Raw genomic sequence first — 17,032 nt, forward strand, 5'->3', positions numbered from 1 at the left:
CCATGTAGAATTGGGCCAAGCATTGCGGCCCGACATCAGGACACCACAATGACCGAAATCACCAAAGTGCCAATTCATCCGATTGCCAAGGGTTCGCTGACGAAACTTTGGCTTGGCATTGTTGTCGCGATACTTGCTGGTGCAGGCATTGCCTGGGCAGCAATTCCGGCGGGTGTTTCGGTCGAAACCGTGACCGAAGGTTCCGGCCCGAGTCCCGAATTGGGCGATGTGATATTCGTTAAATATGTCGGCAAACTGGCCGATGGCACCGTGTTTGACGAATCGCGCCCGTCGCAATTCCCCGAAGGTCTGTTTCCCGATGGTACGCCGATGCCGCTCGAAGAAGGCCAGCTAATCGATGGCTTCCTCGAAGGGCTGCTGAAGACCAAGAAGGGCGGCAGCTACATTCTCGAAATTCCATCGGACAAAGCCTATGGCGATGATCCGCAGCCCGGTTCGCCAATTCCGGCCGGTGCCGATCTGGTGTTTGAGGTTGAAGTTGTCGACTTCATGACCCGCGAAGATGCGGAACGCCGCTTGCAAGCTCTGCAACAAATGATGGAATCGCAAGGCGGCGCTGAAGGTGGCCCTGCGGGGGCTGGCCCTCCAGCAGGTCCTCCAACTGGACAGCCTGGCAACTAATATCAGCACTTCAGGCTGGTGACGCGAAAGGGAAATAGATATGAATTCCTCCGACACTTCACCAGCCAATAAACCTGCAATGCCCGATGATTGGCCGCTGCGCCCTTGGGTGCTGACGGCGCTGCTCGGTCTTGCCGGGTTGGCCGTGCATTTTGCCAGTGATGGCGGAGAAGATGTGCCGTGGCGAATGGCGCTGACCGCATTTTTCTTCTTCGGGTCGGGCATTGCGGCCTTCACTATTGATCGCGATTACCGGATTCCACCCGCCATTTACGCACTGATTTGCGGCGTGGTTATGGCGGGGATTGCGTGGCGCGTGACCAGCGCTGGCGATCGTTATGGCGATGAAGCTTTCTGGCTTGCTGCCGGCTTGCTAGCGGTGACGTTGTCTCTGCCCCTGTTCCAGGCGGGCTTCCACCTCAAACGCTTCGCCACCCCCTATTCGGACACGCATTATTTCGTCTGGACCGATGCGATCAGTGGCGCGGGTGCGCTCGCATTTACCGGACTTAGCTGGTTGGTCCTCGCGCTGCTCGCCAGCCTGTTCGAATTGCTCAAGATTGACGTTCTTAGCGACTTGATGAGCGAAGGCTGGTTTGGCTGGATGTTTTCTGGTGCGGCCTTTGGTGCGGCGCTGGGCGTGCTCCGCAACCAGATCAAAATCCTCGCGACGATGCAATCGGTTGTTCTGTTGGTGCTGTCTCTGCTGGCCGTCCCGCTGGCCATTGCGCTGGTGCTCTTTCTTCTTTCCATGCTCGTCTCCGGCCCCAATGTCCTGTGGGAGGCAACGCGCAGCGCAACGCCGATCTTGCTCGGCTGTGCGGTCGGTGCATTTTTGCTCGCCAATGCGGTGCTGCGCGATGATGATGCCGATATGTCTCCATCGCGTATCCAGCGCTGGGCCGCGCTGGTGCTGGTGCTCGGTATCTTCCCTCTGACTGCATTTGCGGCAGTATCGATGGGCACGCGGATTGCGCAACACGGCCTGAGCCCCGAACGGATATGGGCGTTAATCGCGATTGCGGTCGCGACAGCTTTCGGGCTCGCATACCTGGTGTCGGCCATCCGCGGGCGCAAAGCCGGGTGGCGCGATTATCTGCGTCAGTCGAATTTGCATCTCGCGGTCGGTGTCTCTGTGTTGGCGCTTCTTCTGGCGCTGCCGATTTTCAACTTCGGCGCGATTTCGGTCAGCAACCAATTGGCTCGGCTGGAAAGCGGCGCGGTATCAGCGGAAGATTTCGATTATTCGGCGCTGCGCTGGGACTTTGGTGATGCGGGACGCGCGGCCTTGGCAAAGCTAGCCAAGTCGGACGATGCCGAACGGGCGAAGGGCGCCAAGATTGCTCTGGCGGAAGAATATCGCAGATATCGTAGAGTGGATGCGGCTGAAGCAAGCGATGAACGCAAGCGCCGCCTTGCCAATTTGCGGATTGATATTGAAGATCCTGCGTTGCGCGAACGCGTTGAACTGAGAATTGCGAGCCAGCAATGGAGCTGCGAGAAGCCGTGCATCGCAATTGAGCAAAGCGTGACGGGCAATACGCACAAGATCGCGTTGATAGAGGGCGGCCGGATAAATCATCTTTTCATCGATCCGACCGAGCCTTTGGCGGCAACCGAGATCACGGGTTCCGATATGGAGGCCATGGAAGATCCCGATTATCCAAACCTTCCCCCACCCCAAGTTACCGCCAGGTCCAAAGTCGAAATTCGCGAATGGACTGGCAAACGGATTTATGTCGATGGCAAGCCGCTCGGCGAGCCTTTCGAATAGGGGCGTCGCTAGAGTCTCGAAAAATTTGTGCAGTGCACACGATATGCTTGAAGCCATGCGCACGCACGGCTAACGCGAACTCATGTCAGTGAACAAAGCAGATGTGGCCAAGATTGCTTCTTTGGCCCGTATCAAAATGGGGGATGATGCGCTCGAACGCATGGTCCCTGAACTCAACAATATCCTCGGCTGGGTCGACCAGTTGAGCGAAGTTGATACGTCGGGCGTAGAGCCGATGACTGCGGTCATTCCCAATGTTCTGCGCCTGCGCGATGATGTGGTGAATGCCGACCCCAAAACCGGCGGTGACCGGCGCGATGATATTCTGGCCAATGCACCAGCGGCTGAACACGGCTTCTTCGGTGTGCCGAAGGTGATTGAGTGATGACCAATTTGACTGATCTTGGTGTTGCGGCGATCCGTAACGGTGTCGCAAATGGTGATTTCACCGCGCGCGAAGTGGCAGAGGCGTTCAACGCCAATGTCGCTGCCGCGAAAGAATTGAACGCATTCATTGTCACCACTCCTGAAAAGGCTCTCGAAGCCGCTGACGCGGTCGACGCCGACCGCGCAGCTGGCAAAGAGCTGGGCAGCATGGCTGGCGTCCCGATCGGGATGAAGGATTTGTTCTGTACCAAGGGCGTGCAAACCACCGCCGCGAGCCACATTCTGGAAGGGTTTACGCCGCAATATGAAAGCACCGTGTCGTCCAATCTGTGGGCTGCTGGCGCTGGGATGCTGGGCAAGCTGAACCTTGATCAATTCGCGATGGGTTCCTCCAACGAGACATCCTATTTTGGCAATGTCACATCGCCGTGGCGGCGCGCGGGTGGTTCCAACACTCCGATGAGCCCCGGTGGTTCGTCTGGCGGCAGTTCAACAGCCGTATCCGCTCGGCTCGCACCTGCGGCTACGGGGACCGATACAGGCGGCTCAATCCGTCAGCCTGCTGCATTTGCGGGCATAACCGGCGTTAAGCCGACCTACGGACGGTGCAGCCGGTGGGGCGTGGTGGCGTTCGCCTCCAGCCTAGATCAGGCTGGCCCGATGGCGCATGACGTGCGCGATTGCGCGATCATGCTTGGCGCGATGGCGGGTTTCGATCCGAAGGATTCGACCAGCCTCGACATGCCCGTGCCCGATTGGGAATCGGCGCTAAATTCGGACATGAAGGGCAAGAAAGTCGGCATTCCCAAAGAATACCGGATGGAAGGCACCGATCCTGAAATCCTGAAAAGCTGGGATGACGGGATTGCGTGGCTGAAAGATGCAGGCGCCGAGATCGTCGATGTCAGCCTGCCGCACACCAAATATGCGTTGCCCGCCTATTACATCATCGCCCCGGCAGAGGCATCGAGCAACCTCGCGCGCTATGACGGTGTGCGGTATGGTTTGCGCGATCTGCCGGAAGGTGCCGGCTTGCAGGATATGTACGCTGCGACCCGCGCCGAAGGGTTCGGGGATGAGGTTAAGCGCCGCGTGCTAATTGGCACTTATGTGCTCAGCGCGGGCTTCTACGATGCCTATTACACGCAGGCTCAGAAGGTACGTGCGTTGGTCGCGCGCGATTTCGACAACGCTTGGAAAGAATGCGACGTGATCCTCGCGCCCACGACCCCGACCGCCAGCTTCGGCCTCGGTGAAAAATCCGCCGATCCGCTGGCGATGTATCTCAACGATGTGTTCGCCGTGCCCGCTAGCCTCGCTGGATTGCCCGCAATGAGCGTGCCGTGCGGCGTGAACTCGGAAGGGTTGCCGCTTGGCTTGCAGATCGTCGGCAAGGCGTTTGACGAGCAGGGCGTGATGAACGCTGGCTTGGCGATTGAAGAGCGCGCCGGGTTTACGGCCAAGCCGGAGAAGTGGTGGTAAGATGCGTAAAACCGCCAAAGCTTGCGTAATTGCTCTTGGAATTATCTCAATTGCTTACAATACGTACAAGATGGCTCCTTGGGAAAATGGATGGGCTGACTTCATTGGAGTCGTAATTGTCGGCACAATTCTATATTTTGCGTTCGTTGCAGCGGTGTTCGGCATTCTGTCATGGGCAGAGACTTTTGCGCGGCGCAATAGAATGGGTGAAGCGCGCTTTGATAGTAAAACTGGAAAGCTGATTAAAGATGAGTAACTACCGCATCCAAGGCGCAACGGGCGAATGGGAGGTCGTGATCGGCCTTGAGGTTCATGCGCAGGTCACTTCCAACTCCAAGCTGTTCAGCGGCGCGGATACGACTTTTGGCGCGGAGCCGAATACGCAGGTGTCGCTGGTCGATGCGGCGATGCCCGGCATGTTGCCAGTGCTGAATGGCGAATGCGTCCGTCAGGCCGTGCGGACCGGCATGGCGATCGAGGCGCAGATCAACAAATATTCGCGCTTCGACCGGAAGAACTACTTCTACGCCGATTTGCCGCAGGGCTATCAGATTTCTCAGCTCTATCACCCCATCGTGGGCGAGGGGCAGTTGCTGATCGAGAAGGACGAAAAGGCCGGTATTCCCGAAGACAAGATCATCGGGATCGAACGCATTCATATCGAGCAGGATGCGGGCAAGCTGATGCATGACCAGCACCCGACCATGTCCTATGTTGATCTGAACCGTTGCGGTGTCGCGCTGATGGAGATTGTCTCCAAGCCCGATATGACTTCGCCTGCAGAGGCCGGTGCTTATGTGCGCAAGCTGCGCTCGATCCTGCGCTATGTCGGGTCGTGCGACGGCAATATGGAGCAAGGCTCCATGCGCGCCGATGTCAACGTATCGGTGCGCAAGGTCGGTGATACCGAACTGGGCACACGGACTGAAACGAAGAACGTCAATTCGGTCCGCTTCGTCATGGCGGTGATCGAAAGCGAAGTGCGCCGTCAGGTCGATCTGATCGAAGATGGCGGCACGGTGGTGCAGGAAACGCGCCTCTACGATCCGGACAAGAATGAAACGCGGTCCATGCGCAGCAAAGAAGACGCGCATGATTACCGCTACTTCCCCGATCCCGATTTGCTGCCGCTTAATCTTGAGGAAGATTTCCTTGAAGAATGCCGCGCCAGCCTGCCCGAACTGCCCGATGCCAAGCGGACCCGCTATGTCGAGGAACTGGGCCTGAGCGATTACAACGCGGCTGTCTTAACCGTGGAAGTCGAAACCTTCGCGCGTTTCGAAACTTTGCTGGCGATTACAGCGAAGCATCTCGGCAAGCCCGAAGCCGAAATCGCCACTACGGTCGCCAATTGGTCGATGTCGACCGCGCCCGGCGTGGTCAAAAGCCTCGGCGATGAAGCCAACCTTGAATATGCGACAGCCGAAGCGCAGGCTGCCATCCTGGGCATGCAAGGCGCAGGCGAGATTTCTGGAAGTCAGGCCAAGGAAATCTACGAAATTGTCCTCAAAACCGGCCGCGAGCCGGCCGAGATCGCCGACACCGAAGGGCTGAAGCAACAGTCCGATAGCGGCGCTATCGAGGCGGAAATCGACAAAATCCTCGTCGCCAATCAGGACAAGGTCGAACAATATAGAGGCGGCAAAGACAAGCTGTTCGGCTTCTTCGTGGGTCAAACCATGAAAGCGATGCAAGGCAAAGCCAATCCGGCGGTGGTGAATGAGCTGCTGAAGGCGAAGCTAGGCTAGCCAATACACCGTGGCTTCAAAAAAAGGCCGCTGGAGCGATCCAGCGGCCTTTTGTGTTTTTGGTATATACTGCCGATTAACTGCTCAGGCGCTTTTTCGCGTTGTTGGCGTATTCCTCGAAATTGAGTTGGAAAACGGAATTTAGCTCATCAAGACCCTCAAGCGCATCTTCGCCTTCCTTAGGAGGAAATTTCTTGAGACCGTTACCGCCCCAGGCTTTGTATTGCTTGTCGATCTTGCCATCGTCTCCAAAGTTACGGACCATGAACAATGTCTTTAAAGACCGGCCGTAGATCATAGCTTTGGTGTACAGCACGTCAGCCACAATCAGTTCGCTGTAGCAGCTGGAATCGCTGTCGGCGCGCCGATCCTTGATCCGGTTCATAGTCTTGCGCTCCAAGGGTTCTTCGTGCCGGACTATAGTCGTTCCCGGTGTCAGCCCAAGCAAAGTGCGCAGGTCAAGTTCTTGCAGGGCATCAAGTTGGCTCGGGCTATCGAGTGCGCTTGCCATCAGAGTCTTGTTGTTTGCATCGGTGCCGGAGTTCAGGGCAGCATCAAGCAGGCCCCCGCCAAGCAAGCCTGTCGTGACCGAATTCATCCGTTCGGCAGGCCACATGTGCAATTCACAGCCATCCGCTGCAACTTTCGGCAAAAGGCCTTCAGTGTTCGCTTCATACTCGACCACTTCAGCAGCCTCGGTCGCCGCTTGAGCATCGGTTGCTTTCACAACTTCCTCAACAGTGCTTGCTTCCTGTATTTCTGCAGTCGCTTCGATCGCATCGGGATCTTGTGCCTGAGATGGCGCGCACAAAATCGCTGCCGCGACAGCTGTTCCTAGATAAAATTCCTTACGCATATTGCTCCCCTTAATGTTCGTGTTGTAGTTTGTTTTTAATCGGTTTTTCGATTGCTTAATGCTCTGCCAAACTCAGCGATTGCTCCGCTAAATTCTGTCGTGAATTCGTCAAAGGCGGCTTTGACCTGCCCAGGTTCTTTGGGAGGAAAAAGCTTCACTCGTCTTTGGATATAACTGCCGAATTTATCTATCGGCTCGGCACCAGCATCAAACCGTCTGAAACGAAGTATGGCTTTCAGGAAGCGTCCATCGATCAGATCTTCCTGAAAAAATACGTCGTCTACGACCAGCTCGGCATAGCAGGGAGTTGCCCTGCGCAGGATGCGACCTTTGGTGGAGCGCGCAACCCGGCTAGGCAACGGGTTCGCATGGACGGTCACAGAATAGCCGGGCAGGTTCAGGATTCCTGCAAGATCCATCTTCCGCATTTCTGATACTTGGACCTCAGGAGGCAGGACACGTTCGGGAAGCTCCTTGTATCCGTCTCGGCCCTTTACTGCTCCATCGACAATGCCGCCATGGAACCAGCCGGAATAGATCGACCGGATGCCTTGTGTGGGCCACGCGTGCAGTTCGCATATTGGTTCAGCTGTTGCGGCGGCCGGGGCAGGATCAGCTTCCGGAGCGGACATTTCTATGTTTGTCGGTTTAGTTTCAGTTATTTCAGCCGAATTCTGTGCCGAGACTCCGCCGGATAAAACCAAGGAGATAACCAAGACAGAGGATGTTAGTGCTCTCAAAATTAGTCGTCCGTTGTAGTCGCAGAAAACAGTCCTGCTCGCGATTTATCTCTGCTGCGAGCCGATCATTAATCCGAATATATGTATATTATCGGTTATTTGATGGGATGTCTTGTATCAGAGCGGCAAAATCGCTCAAATTTTGTTTGAAAGCGGCTTCCATGTCTAATTCGTAAGTGACCTGCTCTACATCTGTCTTTTCCTGGTCATGTTTCAGGTTGGTTTGGGTCCATGTCCCCAATACGCGAACAGGGCGCTCGCCACCTTTGTCAAAAACACGAAGTCGGAAAAAGCTCTTGAGGTTTTGACCGCGAGCATATTCGCGTGAATACACCACATCAGTCACCACCAGCTCGGCATAACATTCGGGGGCGCCGCGGGTATAGCGGGTCTTTACGCTACGAATGAGCCCGCTCGGAAGAGGCTTCTCGTGAGTGACCACCTTATACGCATCAAACCCGAACAAAGCTGGCAGATCGGCTTCTGACAGAATTTCCAACTGCCGCAATGTGGGAAGTGGACCCCCGGGTTTTGCATTTTGGGTATTTACTTCGGCAGTGTTGCGCTCAATCCGGCCAACAGGAGAGCTCCCTAGGGCACCCATATAGCCAGTAGAAAGGTTATCACTGGCTCGCTGCCGGGTCTTGCTTAAACCGTCAGAGGCCCAAACATGCAGTTCGCACGTTTGGGCCTCTGTTGGCTGTACGTCTTGTGCCGTCGCTCCGGTCGAAACGACCAGTAACAGGCCGGTAAGAACGGCTAGGCGCAATTCGCTAACTTTACGCTTGGCGCTGGCCGGTCATTGCCATTTTGCCGAATGCGCCTGCGTTGACTTCACCGACCAGCTGGTCGCCGTCGACAGTCGCTTCGCCTTCAAGCTTCATTGGCATGGGAACGGTCATATTCATTGTCCATGTCAGCTTGTTGCCGTCAATCACGCCGTTTTCTAGTTCCATGCCGCCCATTGCGCCTTGATTGGTGCCAGTGAAGGTGGTGCCGTCATCACTTGGAACGATGGTCACAACGCTCTTCTGGTCGCCCATCGGGCTTTTGGTTACGCAATCATATGTTCCGGCTACTGACATTTAAATTCTCCATTTTTAAACACGCAGCTTTCTTTCAGCTGCTTACAACGATGTAAATAGTTAAGTTGGGTAGTTTGTTCCGAGATTATTCGGTTTCAAGCTCGCGCACCTCGATCGGCAGGCCAAGCTGGTCAAGCTGCGGCCGGACCACTTCGGCATCACCAACAATCACGAACACCAGATCTTCCCCGCGCAGGGACATTTTGGCCGCTGCATCAAGCTCATCTGCGGTAAGCGCCGAATATTTCGCCGCCAGCGTTTCGTAATAATTGTCGGGGCGATCCAGCGTGATGATATTGACGATGCCGCCAAGCACATCGCGGCTGGTTTCAAACTGGCCCGGAAGTTCGCGGACATTGCCGTTGATCAACCGTGTGAGCTCTTCTGAAGTGACGCCGTTGCCGCTGGTGTAGGACGCCAGATCCTTGCGCAATTCGACGATGGAATCACCCGTTCGATCAGCCTGAACCGGCGCGTATAGGACGAAGCTGATGCGGTCGATCGGTGACTGCAGGATACTACGAACCCCGTATGACCAGCCCTTCGTCTCGCGCAGATTCATGTTGATCCGGCTTAGGAAACTGCCGCCAAACACTTCATTGGCGGACCGCAATATGGTCAGATCGTCAGTGCCTTTCTGATCGAGCACGCGGCCAGCGAGGATCACCGATTGTGGTGAGTTGGGCCGGTTTATCAGCACAACGCGGGGAGTCTGGCTTGGTATTGCCGCGTCATAGGTCTTTATTGGCGCTTGCACATTGGGGGCGGTCCAATCGCCGAAGCTGGCATTGAGCAGCCGCACGGTTTCGACTAGCGAAGTGTCCCCCACCACGAACACCCGCGCCTTATCAGGGCGCAGCCACATCCGGTGAAAATCGGTCATTTCATCGCGGGTAACGGTGGCTACGACAGCTGGATCGCCAGTGCCGGTAGGCGGAATGCCGTAGGGGTGATCGCCGAACAAAATGGGGGCGAGGGCGCGTTGCCCGATTGCTGCCGGATTATTCAGCTCGTTAGTAATCCGGGTCAATTGCTGTGCGCGGACACGCTCCAGATCAGTCGGGCTGAACGCCGGATTGCGGATGTAATCAGCCAGCAAATTGAGCGACCCGAGGAAGTTGGGCGTTACTGCGTCGAGGCCGAAGGATGTTGTATCGGCATCAGCGCTGGAGAAAATTGACGCACCAAGTTTCTCGCGCTCGATTGCGAAGGCGGCGCTATCGAAATTGGCGGTGCCTTCATCCATCGCTTGCAGCATCAACGACTGCAGGCCGAGGCGGTCCTTAGGATCGGCGGAATAACCGGCATCGAACGTCACACGGACGCTAACAACCGGCACGGCGTCACGCTTGGCAAAATAGACTTCCATTCCGTTATCGAGCGTTGCCCGTTCGATTTCGGGGAAGTCTAGCGGCTTCAATTCGCCAACATCGGGCAGCTTCGACCGGTCGGCCTCGCCAGCTGCGGGGAGGGGCGCCGACGCAGAACCCTGCATACTTACCGGGTTGATGTAGAACGCTGGCTGCATGCCTGCACCTTCGGGAGCCACCACGTAACCGCCACGATCTTCGCCGCCTTCGGTTCGGTCGCCGGGTTCGACGATCAATTCGAATACCGGACGCGACAGCCATTTGGCGGTTACGGTGCGGACTTCGTCAGGCGTAAGGCTGGCTGCACGGCGCAAGGTTGTTTTGTAAGCGTCAGGGCTGCCTTCATACAGCAGGCCCTCGGCCAAGGTCGGGGCTTTGCCGCTGAATCCGCCAATTTGTTCAAGACCGCGGATTTGACCGGCGGCGTAGACCGTGGTGGCACGCTGGATTTCAGCGTCGGTCGGGCCTTCGGCGACGAACTTTGCGATCTCTTCATCAAGCGCAGCAGCGAGAACGTCTTGGTCAACACCAGGACGCGCGTTGGCATAGACAACAAATTGGCCAGCTTGCGCGAAAATTTCAGCGCGGGCGACTACGCTCACCGCCAACTGTTTTTCACGGACCAGAACATTGTCGAGCCGCGAGCTGGCGAGGCCACCCAACACGGTCGCACCCATTGAGAGGGGCAGGTAGTCAGGGTTGTCGAGCCCGGGAACGGCCCACATACGGTAAAGCCGGGTTGTCGCGACGCGGTCCTGAATGGTTTTGGAAAGCGGCGCGTCCAAAGTCGGCACCGGAGCATCAACTTTGGGAGTTTCTGGACCGCGTTTGATCGCGCCGAACCACTTGTTGACCTTGGCTTTCGCAGTCGCAATGTCGACATCGCCGGCCAATACGAGCACCGCGTTATTCGGGCCGTAATTGTCGCGGAACCACTGCTTCACATCCTCCAACGTGGCGGAGGATAGGTCGTCCATCGAACCAATGGTGGAGTGGTGATAAGGGTGGCCCGAGGGGTAAAGGTTCTCAAGCTGTTCATATTCAGTCAGGCCGAATGGCTGATTGTCGCCTTGCCGTTTTTCGTTCTGGACAACGCCGATCTGGTTATCGAGCTTCTCCTGCGTCACTGCGCCGAGGAGATAGCCCATCCGGTCGCTTTCCAGCATCAGCGCGCGGTCGAGCGCAGCGGTAGGGACGCTTTCGAAATAATTGGTCCGGTCAAACCATGTGGTGCCGTTGAGATCGGTCGCACCGATTTGCTGCAGTGGCTCGAAGAAATCACCGGGAGCGTTTTCCGAACCGTTGAACATCAGATGTTCAAACAAATGGGCAAAGCCTGTCTTGCCTTCCGGCTCATGCTTCGATCCAACATTGTACCAAACTGACAGCGCGACCAGCGGGGCCTTCCGGTCGGTATGCACAAGCACAGTCAGACCATTGTCGAGTGTGAACTGGTCATAGGGTATCGAAACCGCATCTATCAGTTCGGAAACAGGGGCGGGACTGTGGTTGTTGGCGTCGGCAGCGGCAATGGCGGGATCAGCTGCGTCGGCCATTGCATCGGCTGCATCCATTGATGCGGTGGTCAGTTCTTTGCCGGTCGCCGAACACGCAGCAAGTGCGACAGCGAGCAGGCTTGCCGAAGCAAAGCGGCTGATGGAATTAAGACGCATTTTTCAGTCCCCTGAATTTTTGTGATCTAAACAGTAATTTCTTGCCAGCTACTGATGCTGAGATCAGCGGCTCGAAACAGTTTTTCGACGAGTGGCATTTTCAAGCGCATCAACGCGCCAGAAATGAACGGGCTTCAATTTATGGTCGGCAAACAGCTGGGCCTGATCGGTGTAGTGCCTACTGCCAGGCCGGGTGGTGGCCGCGCCAAATGGTTGGATTGATTGCGAGCGCACACGCTTGCCCGGCTCCCATTCAACAAACATCAGGAAGCTGTCCCCGTGACGAACCGACAGGCGTCCATCATCGTCGACGTCCCATAACGTCGAAGCGCGGAGCGTGTCGCTGCCACCATCGAGTGGGAGGTCAACAGCATAGTCGCCGGGGCCCTGACGCAAGCGAAGTAAATCTGACATGGGCGGAGTAATCTGACCGAAATGCTCTTTCAAATGATTGACTGCGCTTTCCAGCTCTTCCTTTGCACCGGGTGCGGGGTTGTTCTGATATTCCGCGCTCATCCAAGGGCGGATCAGCAATAGGGCGAGCGAGTCCGCCTCGCCGATTGAATCGGAAGTCAAATCCCAAGAGGCAAGCAATTTCTGAGCGCGCTGCAATTCGGGTTCGCCTGTCAAATCAAGCGCGCCAATGCTGTCCAACATATCGGCAACATAGCCTTCGCGGACGTATCCGGTGTCATATTTAATCCGCTCCAGCGTTTCGCGGTCGATAATCGGATATTTCGCCATTAATTGCTCGGTGCGGCGTGACCGATTGGTCTCTTTCAGTTCCACTCCCATTTCCGGCGGGATGCTCGCAGGATCAATATCATCCGCTGGGCCTGCGGCAGAATAAGGCATGTTGTTGGCATTATAGACCCAGCCGCTCGACGGGTTGATGACTTTGGGAATGGCGTCGTAATCAACGGTCCCCTGCCAGATCAATTTGCTGTCGTTGCCGGGCAGAATGCTGCGCCAATCGGGGCCAGCCTGCCGGTTTGGGATCGCTGCGTTATAGACATAGGCGATATTGCCTTCCTTATCGCCGTAGATGAAGTTGGTGGAGGGGATATCCATCCGCGCAATGATGCTTTCCCACTCGGCGAAAGTAGTCGCTTTGTTCAGTCGGTAATAGGCATCGAGCTGCCCGATATTGCCCATGCCGCCATAGCGCAGGGCAAAGAACCCCTTGTCATTCTTGATAACGGGGCCGTGTTCGCTGCGATAAAATGTTTGCGGTACTGGCAAGACCAGCGGCCCGACCTTCACTGGCAGGATCTCGTCTTTTGTTTCGAGCTCTTTCCATTCGCCGTCCAGTTTATAGCGAGTTTCGGTTTCATCCATTTCCAGCTTGTAGACATCAGTCATATCTGGGCGGTTGACCGTGTTGGTCCAGCCAAGATGCTCATTATGGCCGAGGAACGGGAACGGGCTGCCGGGGAAATTTGCTCCGGCAAAATGCCAGCCTTCGTTGCTTTCCACCACCATTTCGTACCAGGCCACCCCTCCACGCCATGGCTGGTGGCTGTTGGAAACAAGCCGTGTCACGCCATCACCCGATTTGGCGGGTGCGATGGCCCATGCGTTAGAACCTGACATCGCGCCTTCCTCACCGATTGCAATGGGCATAGACAGCGCGGTTTGTTCCGGCTCGGATGGAGCCATGATGGGTTCGCCTGATGGTTCATAACCTGGGATGGATGGGCCGAATTCAGGGCGCAATTCCTCGCCAGCGACCAATGGGCCGATGATATTGCCGAGTCCGAAGAAAAACGGCTGGCGCAGGGTGAAGCCGGTCGCAATGTCTTCACCATTGACGGGAAACAGGCTGGCTAGCTTCAATTCGCCAGGGTGCTGCTCGGCATAATCGTTAAGGCCAGACGCATAGGCATCGAACAAAGCGCGCGTATCGGCTGGTAGGCCAGCATATTGGCGTTCGGCAACGCCGCGTGCATCAACCAGGTGATAGGCGAAATCGATCTGGGCACCTTCTTCTCCAGCGATTGCGCCATATCGCCCTCGCGCCATTGCAACCACGTCTTGCAGAGTGAAGAAGTCATCTTCGGCATGGGCAATCGCTATGCCGTAAGCAACATCGGCATCGGTCTCCCCGTAGATATGCGGCACGCCGAATTCGCTGCGGACAATCTCTGCAGTATAGACATTATCACTATCGGGCCCGGCGCCTGCTTTTGCGCTGAACGGCTCCCACACCATCAGCCCGATCAGAACGACCAATGTTACGCCAAGCAACAACCAACCGGCGCGCGCCAACCATTTCATCATGCAAAAGCCTCTCTCTTGAATAGGGCGTAGCGTCTATTTGCACTGTGGTGAAGCGCATAGTTGCGCGGCTTGCGCTAGATCAATGTCAGCACCATAAAACTGGTTTAAACTCCAGAACGCCGAGAAAATTCAGGAAGGTCTTGACCCGATGGCTTTGCCAACCCACCTGCTATAGGATGCTAATACACCTCAATCGACCGATGCCTTGTGTGGCTGAATTACAACACTATGTTATGCGGAACGACAGATAGGATTATGCGATGAACCTGGAAAAATTCACTGACCGCGCAAAGGGCTTTCTCCAATCAGCCCAGACGGTTGCCATCCGTAACAGTCACCAGCGCATTTCGCCCACTCATCTGCTGAAGGCATTGCTCGAGGATGACGAGGGGATGGCAGCAGGCCTGATCGGACGGTCTGGCGGAAATGTGCAAGTCGCGCAGGATTTCGTTGATGATGCACTGGCAAAAATTCCAGCCGTATCGGGCGGCGGCGCGCAGCAAACGCCGGGGCTTGATAATGATGCGGTCCGCATCCTCGATCAGGCCGAACAAGTGGCTGAGAAAGCCGGCGACAGCTATGTCACGGTCGAGCGCCTGCTCGTCGCCTTGTCACTCGCCAATACCACGACGGCTGGCCAAGCGCTGAAAGAAGCAAATGTCGATCCGAAGGCGCTCAACACCGCAATCAACGATTTGCGCGGCGGACGTGCGGCCAACACCGCCAGCGCCGAAGATGCATATGATGCGATGAAGAAATATGCCCGCGATCTGACGCAGGCGGCGCGCGACGGTAAGCTCGACCCGGTTATTGGCCGTGATGAAGAAATCCGCCGCACGATCCAGATTCTCGCCCGGCGCACAAAAAATAACCCCGCGCTTATTGGTGAACCCGGCACAGGCAAAACCGCAATTGCCGAAGGGTTGGCGCTGCGTATCGCCAATGGCGATGTGCCCGACAGCCTGAAGGGGCGCACGCTGATGTCGCTCGACATGGGTTCGCTGATTGCTGGCGCAAAATATCGCGGCGAGTTCGAGGAACGACTAAAGGCTGTGCTCGACGAAGTGAAAGGCGCTGACGGGCAAATCATCTTGTTTATCGACGAGATGCACACGCTAATCGGGGCTGGCGCTTCGGAAGGGAGCATGGATGCGTCCAATCTGCTTAAGCCAGCTTTGTCGCGGGGCGAATTGCATTGTATCGGCGCAACCACGCTCGATGAATATCAGAAATATGTCGAGAAAGACCCCGCGCTGCAACGGCGGTTCCAATCGGTCTATATCGATGAGCCGAGTGTCGAGGACACGGTCTCGATCTTGAGGGGATTGAAGGAAAAATACGAATTGCACCACGGAGTGCGGATAACCGATGGCGCGATTGTGGCGGCGGCGACGCTTTCCAACCGCTATATCCAAAACCGGTTTCTGCCTGACAAAGCGATCGATCTTATGGACGAGGCCGCGAGCCGGATCCGGATGGAAGTTGAGAGCAAGCCGGAAGAAATCGAAAGTCTCGACCGGCGGATTATCCAGCTGAAAATCGAGGAATCAGCGCTGTCGAAAGAAACCGATCAAGCGTCAAAAGACCGTCTCCATACCTTGCGCGAGGAATTGGCCAATCTGGAGGAGCAATCCTCCTCGTTGACCACGCGTTGGCAGGGAGAGCGCGACAAGATTCACGCCGAAAGCAAGCTTAAGGAGCAGTTGGATCAGGCGCGGCTCGAATTGGAGCAAGCGGAGCGGGTGGGCGACCTCGCCAAGGCGGGTGAGCTTTCTTACGGCAAGATTCCTGAGCTCGAAAAAGCCATTGAGGCAGCTGGCACACACACCGAAAACGCAATGCTGCGCGAGGAAGTGACCGAAGAAGATATCGCCGCGGTCGTCGCGCGCGCCACCGGCATTCCGATGGACCGGATGATGGAGGGCGAGCGCGAGAAATTGCTCCAGATGGAGGAAGTGCTCGGCAAGCGGGTTATCGGGCAGGAACAGGCAATTGTCGCTGTGTCCAAAGCCGTCCGCCGCGCGCGGGCTGGCTTGCAGGATCCGGGGCGTCCACTTGGCTCGTTCCTGTTTCTCGGCCCAACCGGAGTGGGTAAAACGGAATTGACCAAAGCGCTTGCCGAGTTCCTGTTTGACGATGACAGCGCAATGGTGCGGATCGACATGAGTGAATTCATGGAGAAGCACGCTGTATCGCGCTTGATCGGCGCGCCTCCAGGCTATGTCGGTTATGATGAAGGCGGGGTGTTGACCGAAGCGGTACGACGCCGTCCATATCAGGTTGTTTTGTTCGACGAAGTCGAGAAGGCACATAGCGACGTCTTCAACGTGCTGCTGCAAGTGCTAGATGATGGACGGTTGACCGACGGGCAGGGCCGTGTGGTTGATTTCGCCAACACGCTGATTATCCTGACGTCTAACCTCGGCAGCCAGTATCTGGCCAATATGACCGATGACCAGAAGGTCGAGGATGTCGAACCGCAAGTGATGGATACAGTGCGCGGGCATTTCCGGCCCGAATTCCTCAACCGGCTGGACGAGATCATCCTGTTCCACCGTCTGGCGATGGAGCACATGGCACCGATTGTCGAAATTCAGGTCGGCCGCGTGCAGAAATTGCTCAAGGACCGCAAGATCACGCTCGATCTGACCGAGGCGGCTCTGCGCTGGCTGGGCCGCGTGGGCTACGACCCTGTCTATGGCGCGAGGCCGCTTAAACGCGCTGTGCAACGGTATATGCAGGATCCGCTCGCCGATATGATCCTGCAAGGCGATGTGCCCGATGGCAGCAAAGTGCACATTGACGAGGGCGATGGCGAGTTGAAGATGGAAATCGGCTGATTACGCGTCGCTTGTGTGACGCCCATTTAACATGGGAATAACCGCCGTGGTGCTGTGCTCAGCGGTATTAACAACAGCCAAAATTAAACAGCCAAAATAAAAGGGCCCCGGTTTCCCGGGGCCCTTTCTTTTTGGCTTATGCCAACTGCTTGGTC

The 17,032-nt window shown here is 56.3% G+C and carries 13 protein-coding genes; 7 read left to right on the top strand and 6 right to left on the bottom strand.

Annotation, left to right across the window (positions count from 1 at the left end; translation table 11 throughout):
• Positions 1-48: 48 nt before the first annotated feature.
• The 6 genes from GRI36_RS05615 (at position 49) to gatB (ending at position 6,033) form a co-directional block, all read left to right on the top strand.
• Positions 49-642, top strand: coding sequence for an FKBP-type peptidyl-prolyl cis-trans isomerase (locus GRI36_RS05615; protein ID WP_160597565.1), 594 nt, complete (start codon positions 49-51; stop codon positions 640-642).
• Between the two features lie 40 nt (positions 643-682).
• Entirely contained in the window at positions 683-2,416 is a 1,734-nt protein-coding gene (locus tag GRI36_RS05620) for a DUF4153 domain-containing protein (protein ID WP_160597566.1), read from the top strand.
• An 82-nt stretch (positions 2,417-2,498) separates the two neighbouring features.
• The gene (gene gatC, locus GRI36_RS05625; RefSeq protein ID WP_160597567.1) at positions 2,499-2,801 is read left to right on the top strand and encodes an Asp-tRNA(Asn)/Glu-tRNA(Gln) amidotransferase subunit GatC; all 303 of its coding nucleotides are present in this window, start codon (positions 2,499-2,501) and stop codon (positions 2,799-2,801) included.
• Positions 2,801-4,285 (top strand): Asp-tRNA(Asn)/Glu-tRNA(Gln) amidotransferase subunit GatA, encoded by a 1,485-nt coding sequence (gene gatA / locus GRI36_RS05630; protein WP_160597568.1) that lies wholly within the window; start codon positions 2,801-2,803, stop codon positions 4,283-4,285. The genes gatC and gatA overlap by 1 nt, the downstream gene beginning before the upstream one ends.
• Before the next feature lies 1 nt (position 4,286).
• On the top strand, positions 4,287-4,541 hold the full coding sequence (locus GRI36_RS05635) for a hypothetical protein (protein ID WP_160597569.1): 255 nt from the start codon (positions 4,287-4,289) through the stop codon (positions 4,539-4,541).
• Complete coding sequence (gatB, locus tag GRI36_RS05640) at positions 4,534-6,033, top strand: Asp-tRNA(Asn)/Glu-tRNA(Gln) amidotransferase subunit GatB (protein WP_160597570.1); 1,500 nt, start codon at positions 4,534-4,536, stop codon at positions 6,031-6,033. The genes GRI36_RS05635 and gatB overlap by 8 nt, the downstream gene beginning before the upstream one ends.
• 76 nt (positions 6,034-6,109) lie before the next feature.
• Here the strand turns inward: gatB and GRI36_RS05645 are convergent, their stop codons facing one another.
• From GRI36_RS05645 to GRI36_RS05670, 6 genes are all read right to left on the bottom strand, one after another.
• A complete protein-coding gene (locus GRI36_RS05645) occupies positions 6,110-6,889 on the bottom strand; it encodes a hypothetical protein (protein ID WP_160597571.1) in 780 nt (259 codons plus the stop codon).
• A gap of 35 nt (positions 6,890-6,924) precedes the next feature.
• Positions 6,925-7,521: a hypothetical protein gene (locus GRI36_RS05650; protein ID WP_160597572.1), complete on the bottom strand. Its 597-nt coding sequence runs from the start codon at positions 7,519-7,521 to the stop codon at positions 6,925-6,927.
• Between the two features lie 196 nt (positions 7,522-7,717).
• Positions 7,718-8,398, bottom strand: coding sequence for a hypothetical protein (locus GRI36_RS05655; protein WP_160597573.1), 681 nt, complete (start codon positions 8,396-8,398; stop codon positions 7,718-7,720).
• A 10-nt stretch (positions 8,399-8,408) separates the two neighbouring features.
• Positions 8,409-8,714: a hypothetical protein gene (locus tag GRI36_RS05660; RefSeq protein ID WP_160597574.1), complete on the bottom strand. Its 306-nt coding sequence runs from the start codon at positions 8,712-8,714 to the stop codon at positions 8,409-8,411.
• Positions 8,715-8,799: 85 nt separating this feature from the next.
• The gene (locus GRI36_RS05665; RefSeq protein WP_235902174.1) at positions 8,800-11,757 is read right to left on the bottom strand and encodes a M16 family metallopeptidase; all 2,958 of its coding nucleotides are present in this window, start codon (positions 11,755-11,757) and stop codon (positions 8,800-8,802) included.
• 63 nt (positions 11,758-11,820) lie between these two features.
• Entirely contained in the window at positions 11,821-14,037 is a 2,217-nt protein-coding gene (locus GRI36_RS05670) for a penicillin acylase family protein (RefSeq protein ID WP_160597575.1), read from the bottom strand.
• Positions 14,038-14,297: 260 nt separating this feature from the next.
• Between GRI36_RS05670 and clpB the strand changes: the two genes are divergently transcribed.
• Positions 14,298-16,877, top strand: coding sequence for an ATP-dependent chaperone ClpB (clpB, locus tag GRI36_RS05675; protein WP_160597576.1), 2,580 nt, complete (start codon positions 14,298-14,300; stop codon positions 16,875-16,877).
• Positions 16,878-17,032: the final 155 nt, after the last annotated feature.

It is taken from the genome of Pontixanthobacter gangjinensis, from assembly GCF_009827545.1.
GTDB classification, from domain to species: domain Bacteria; phylum Pseudomonadota; class Alphaproteobacteria; order Sphingomonadales; family Sphingomonadaceae; genus Pontixanthobacter; species Pontixanthobacter gangjinensis.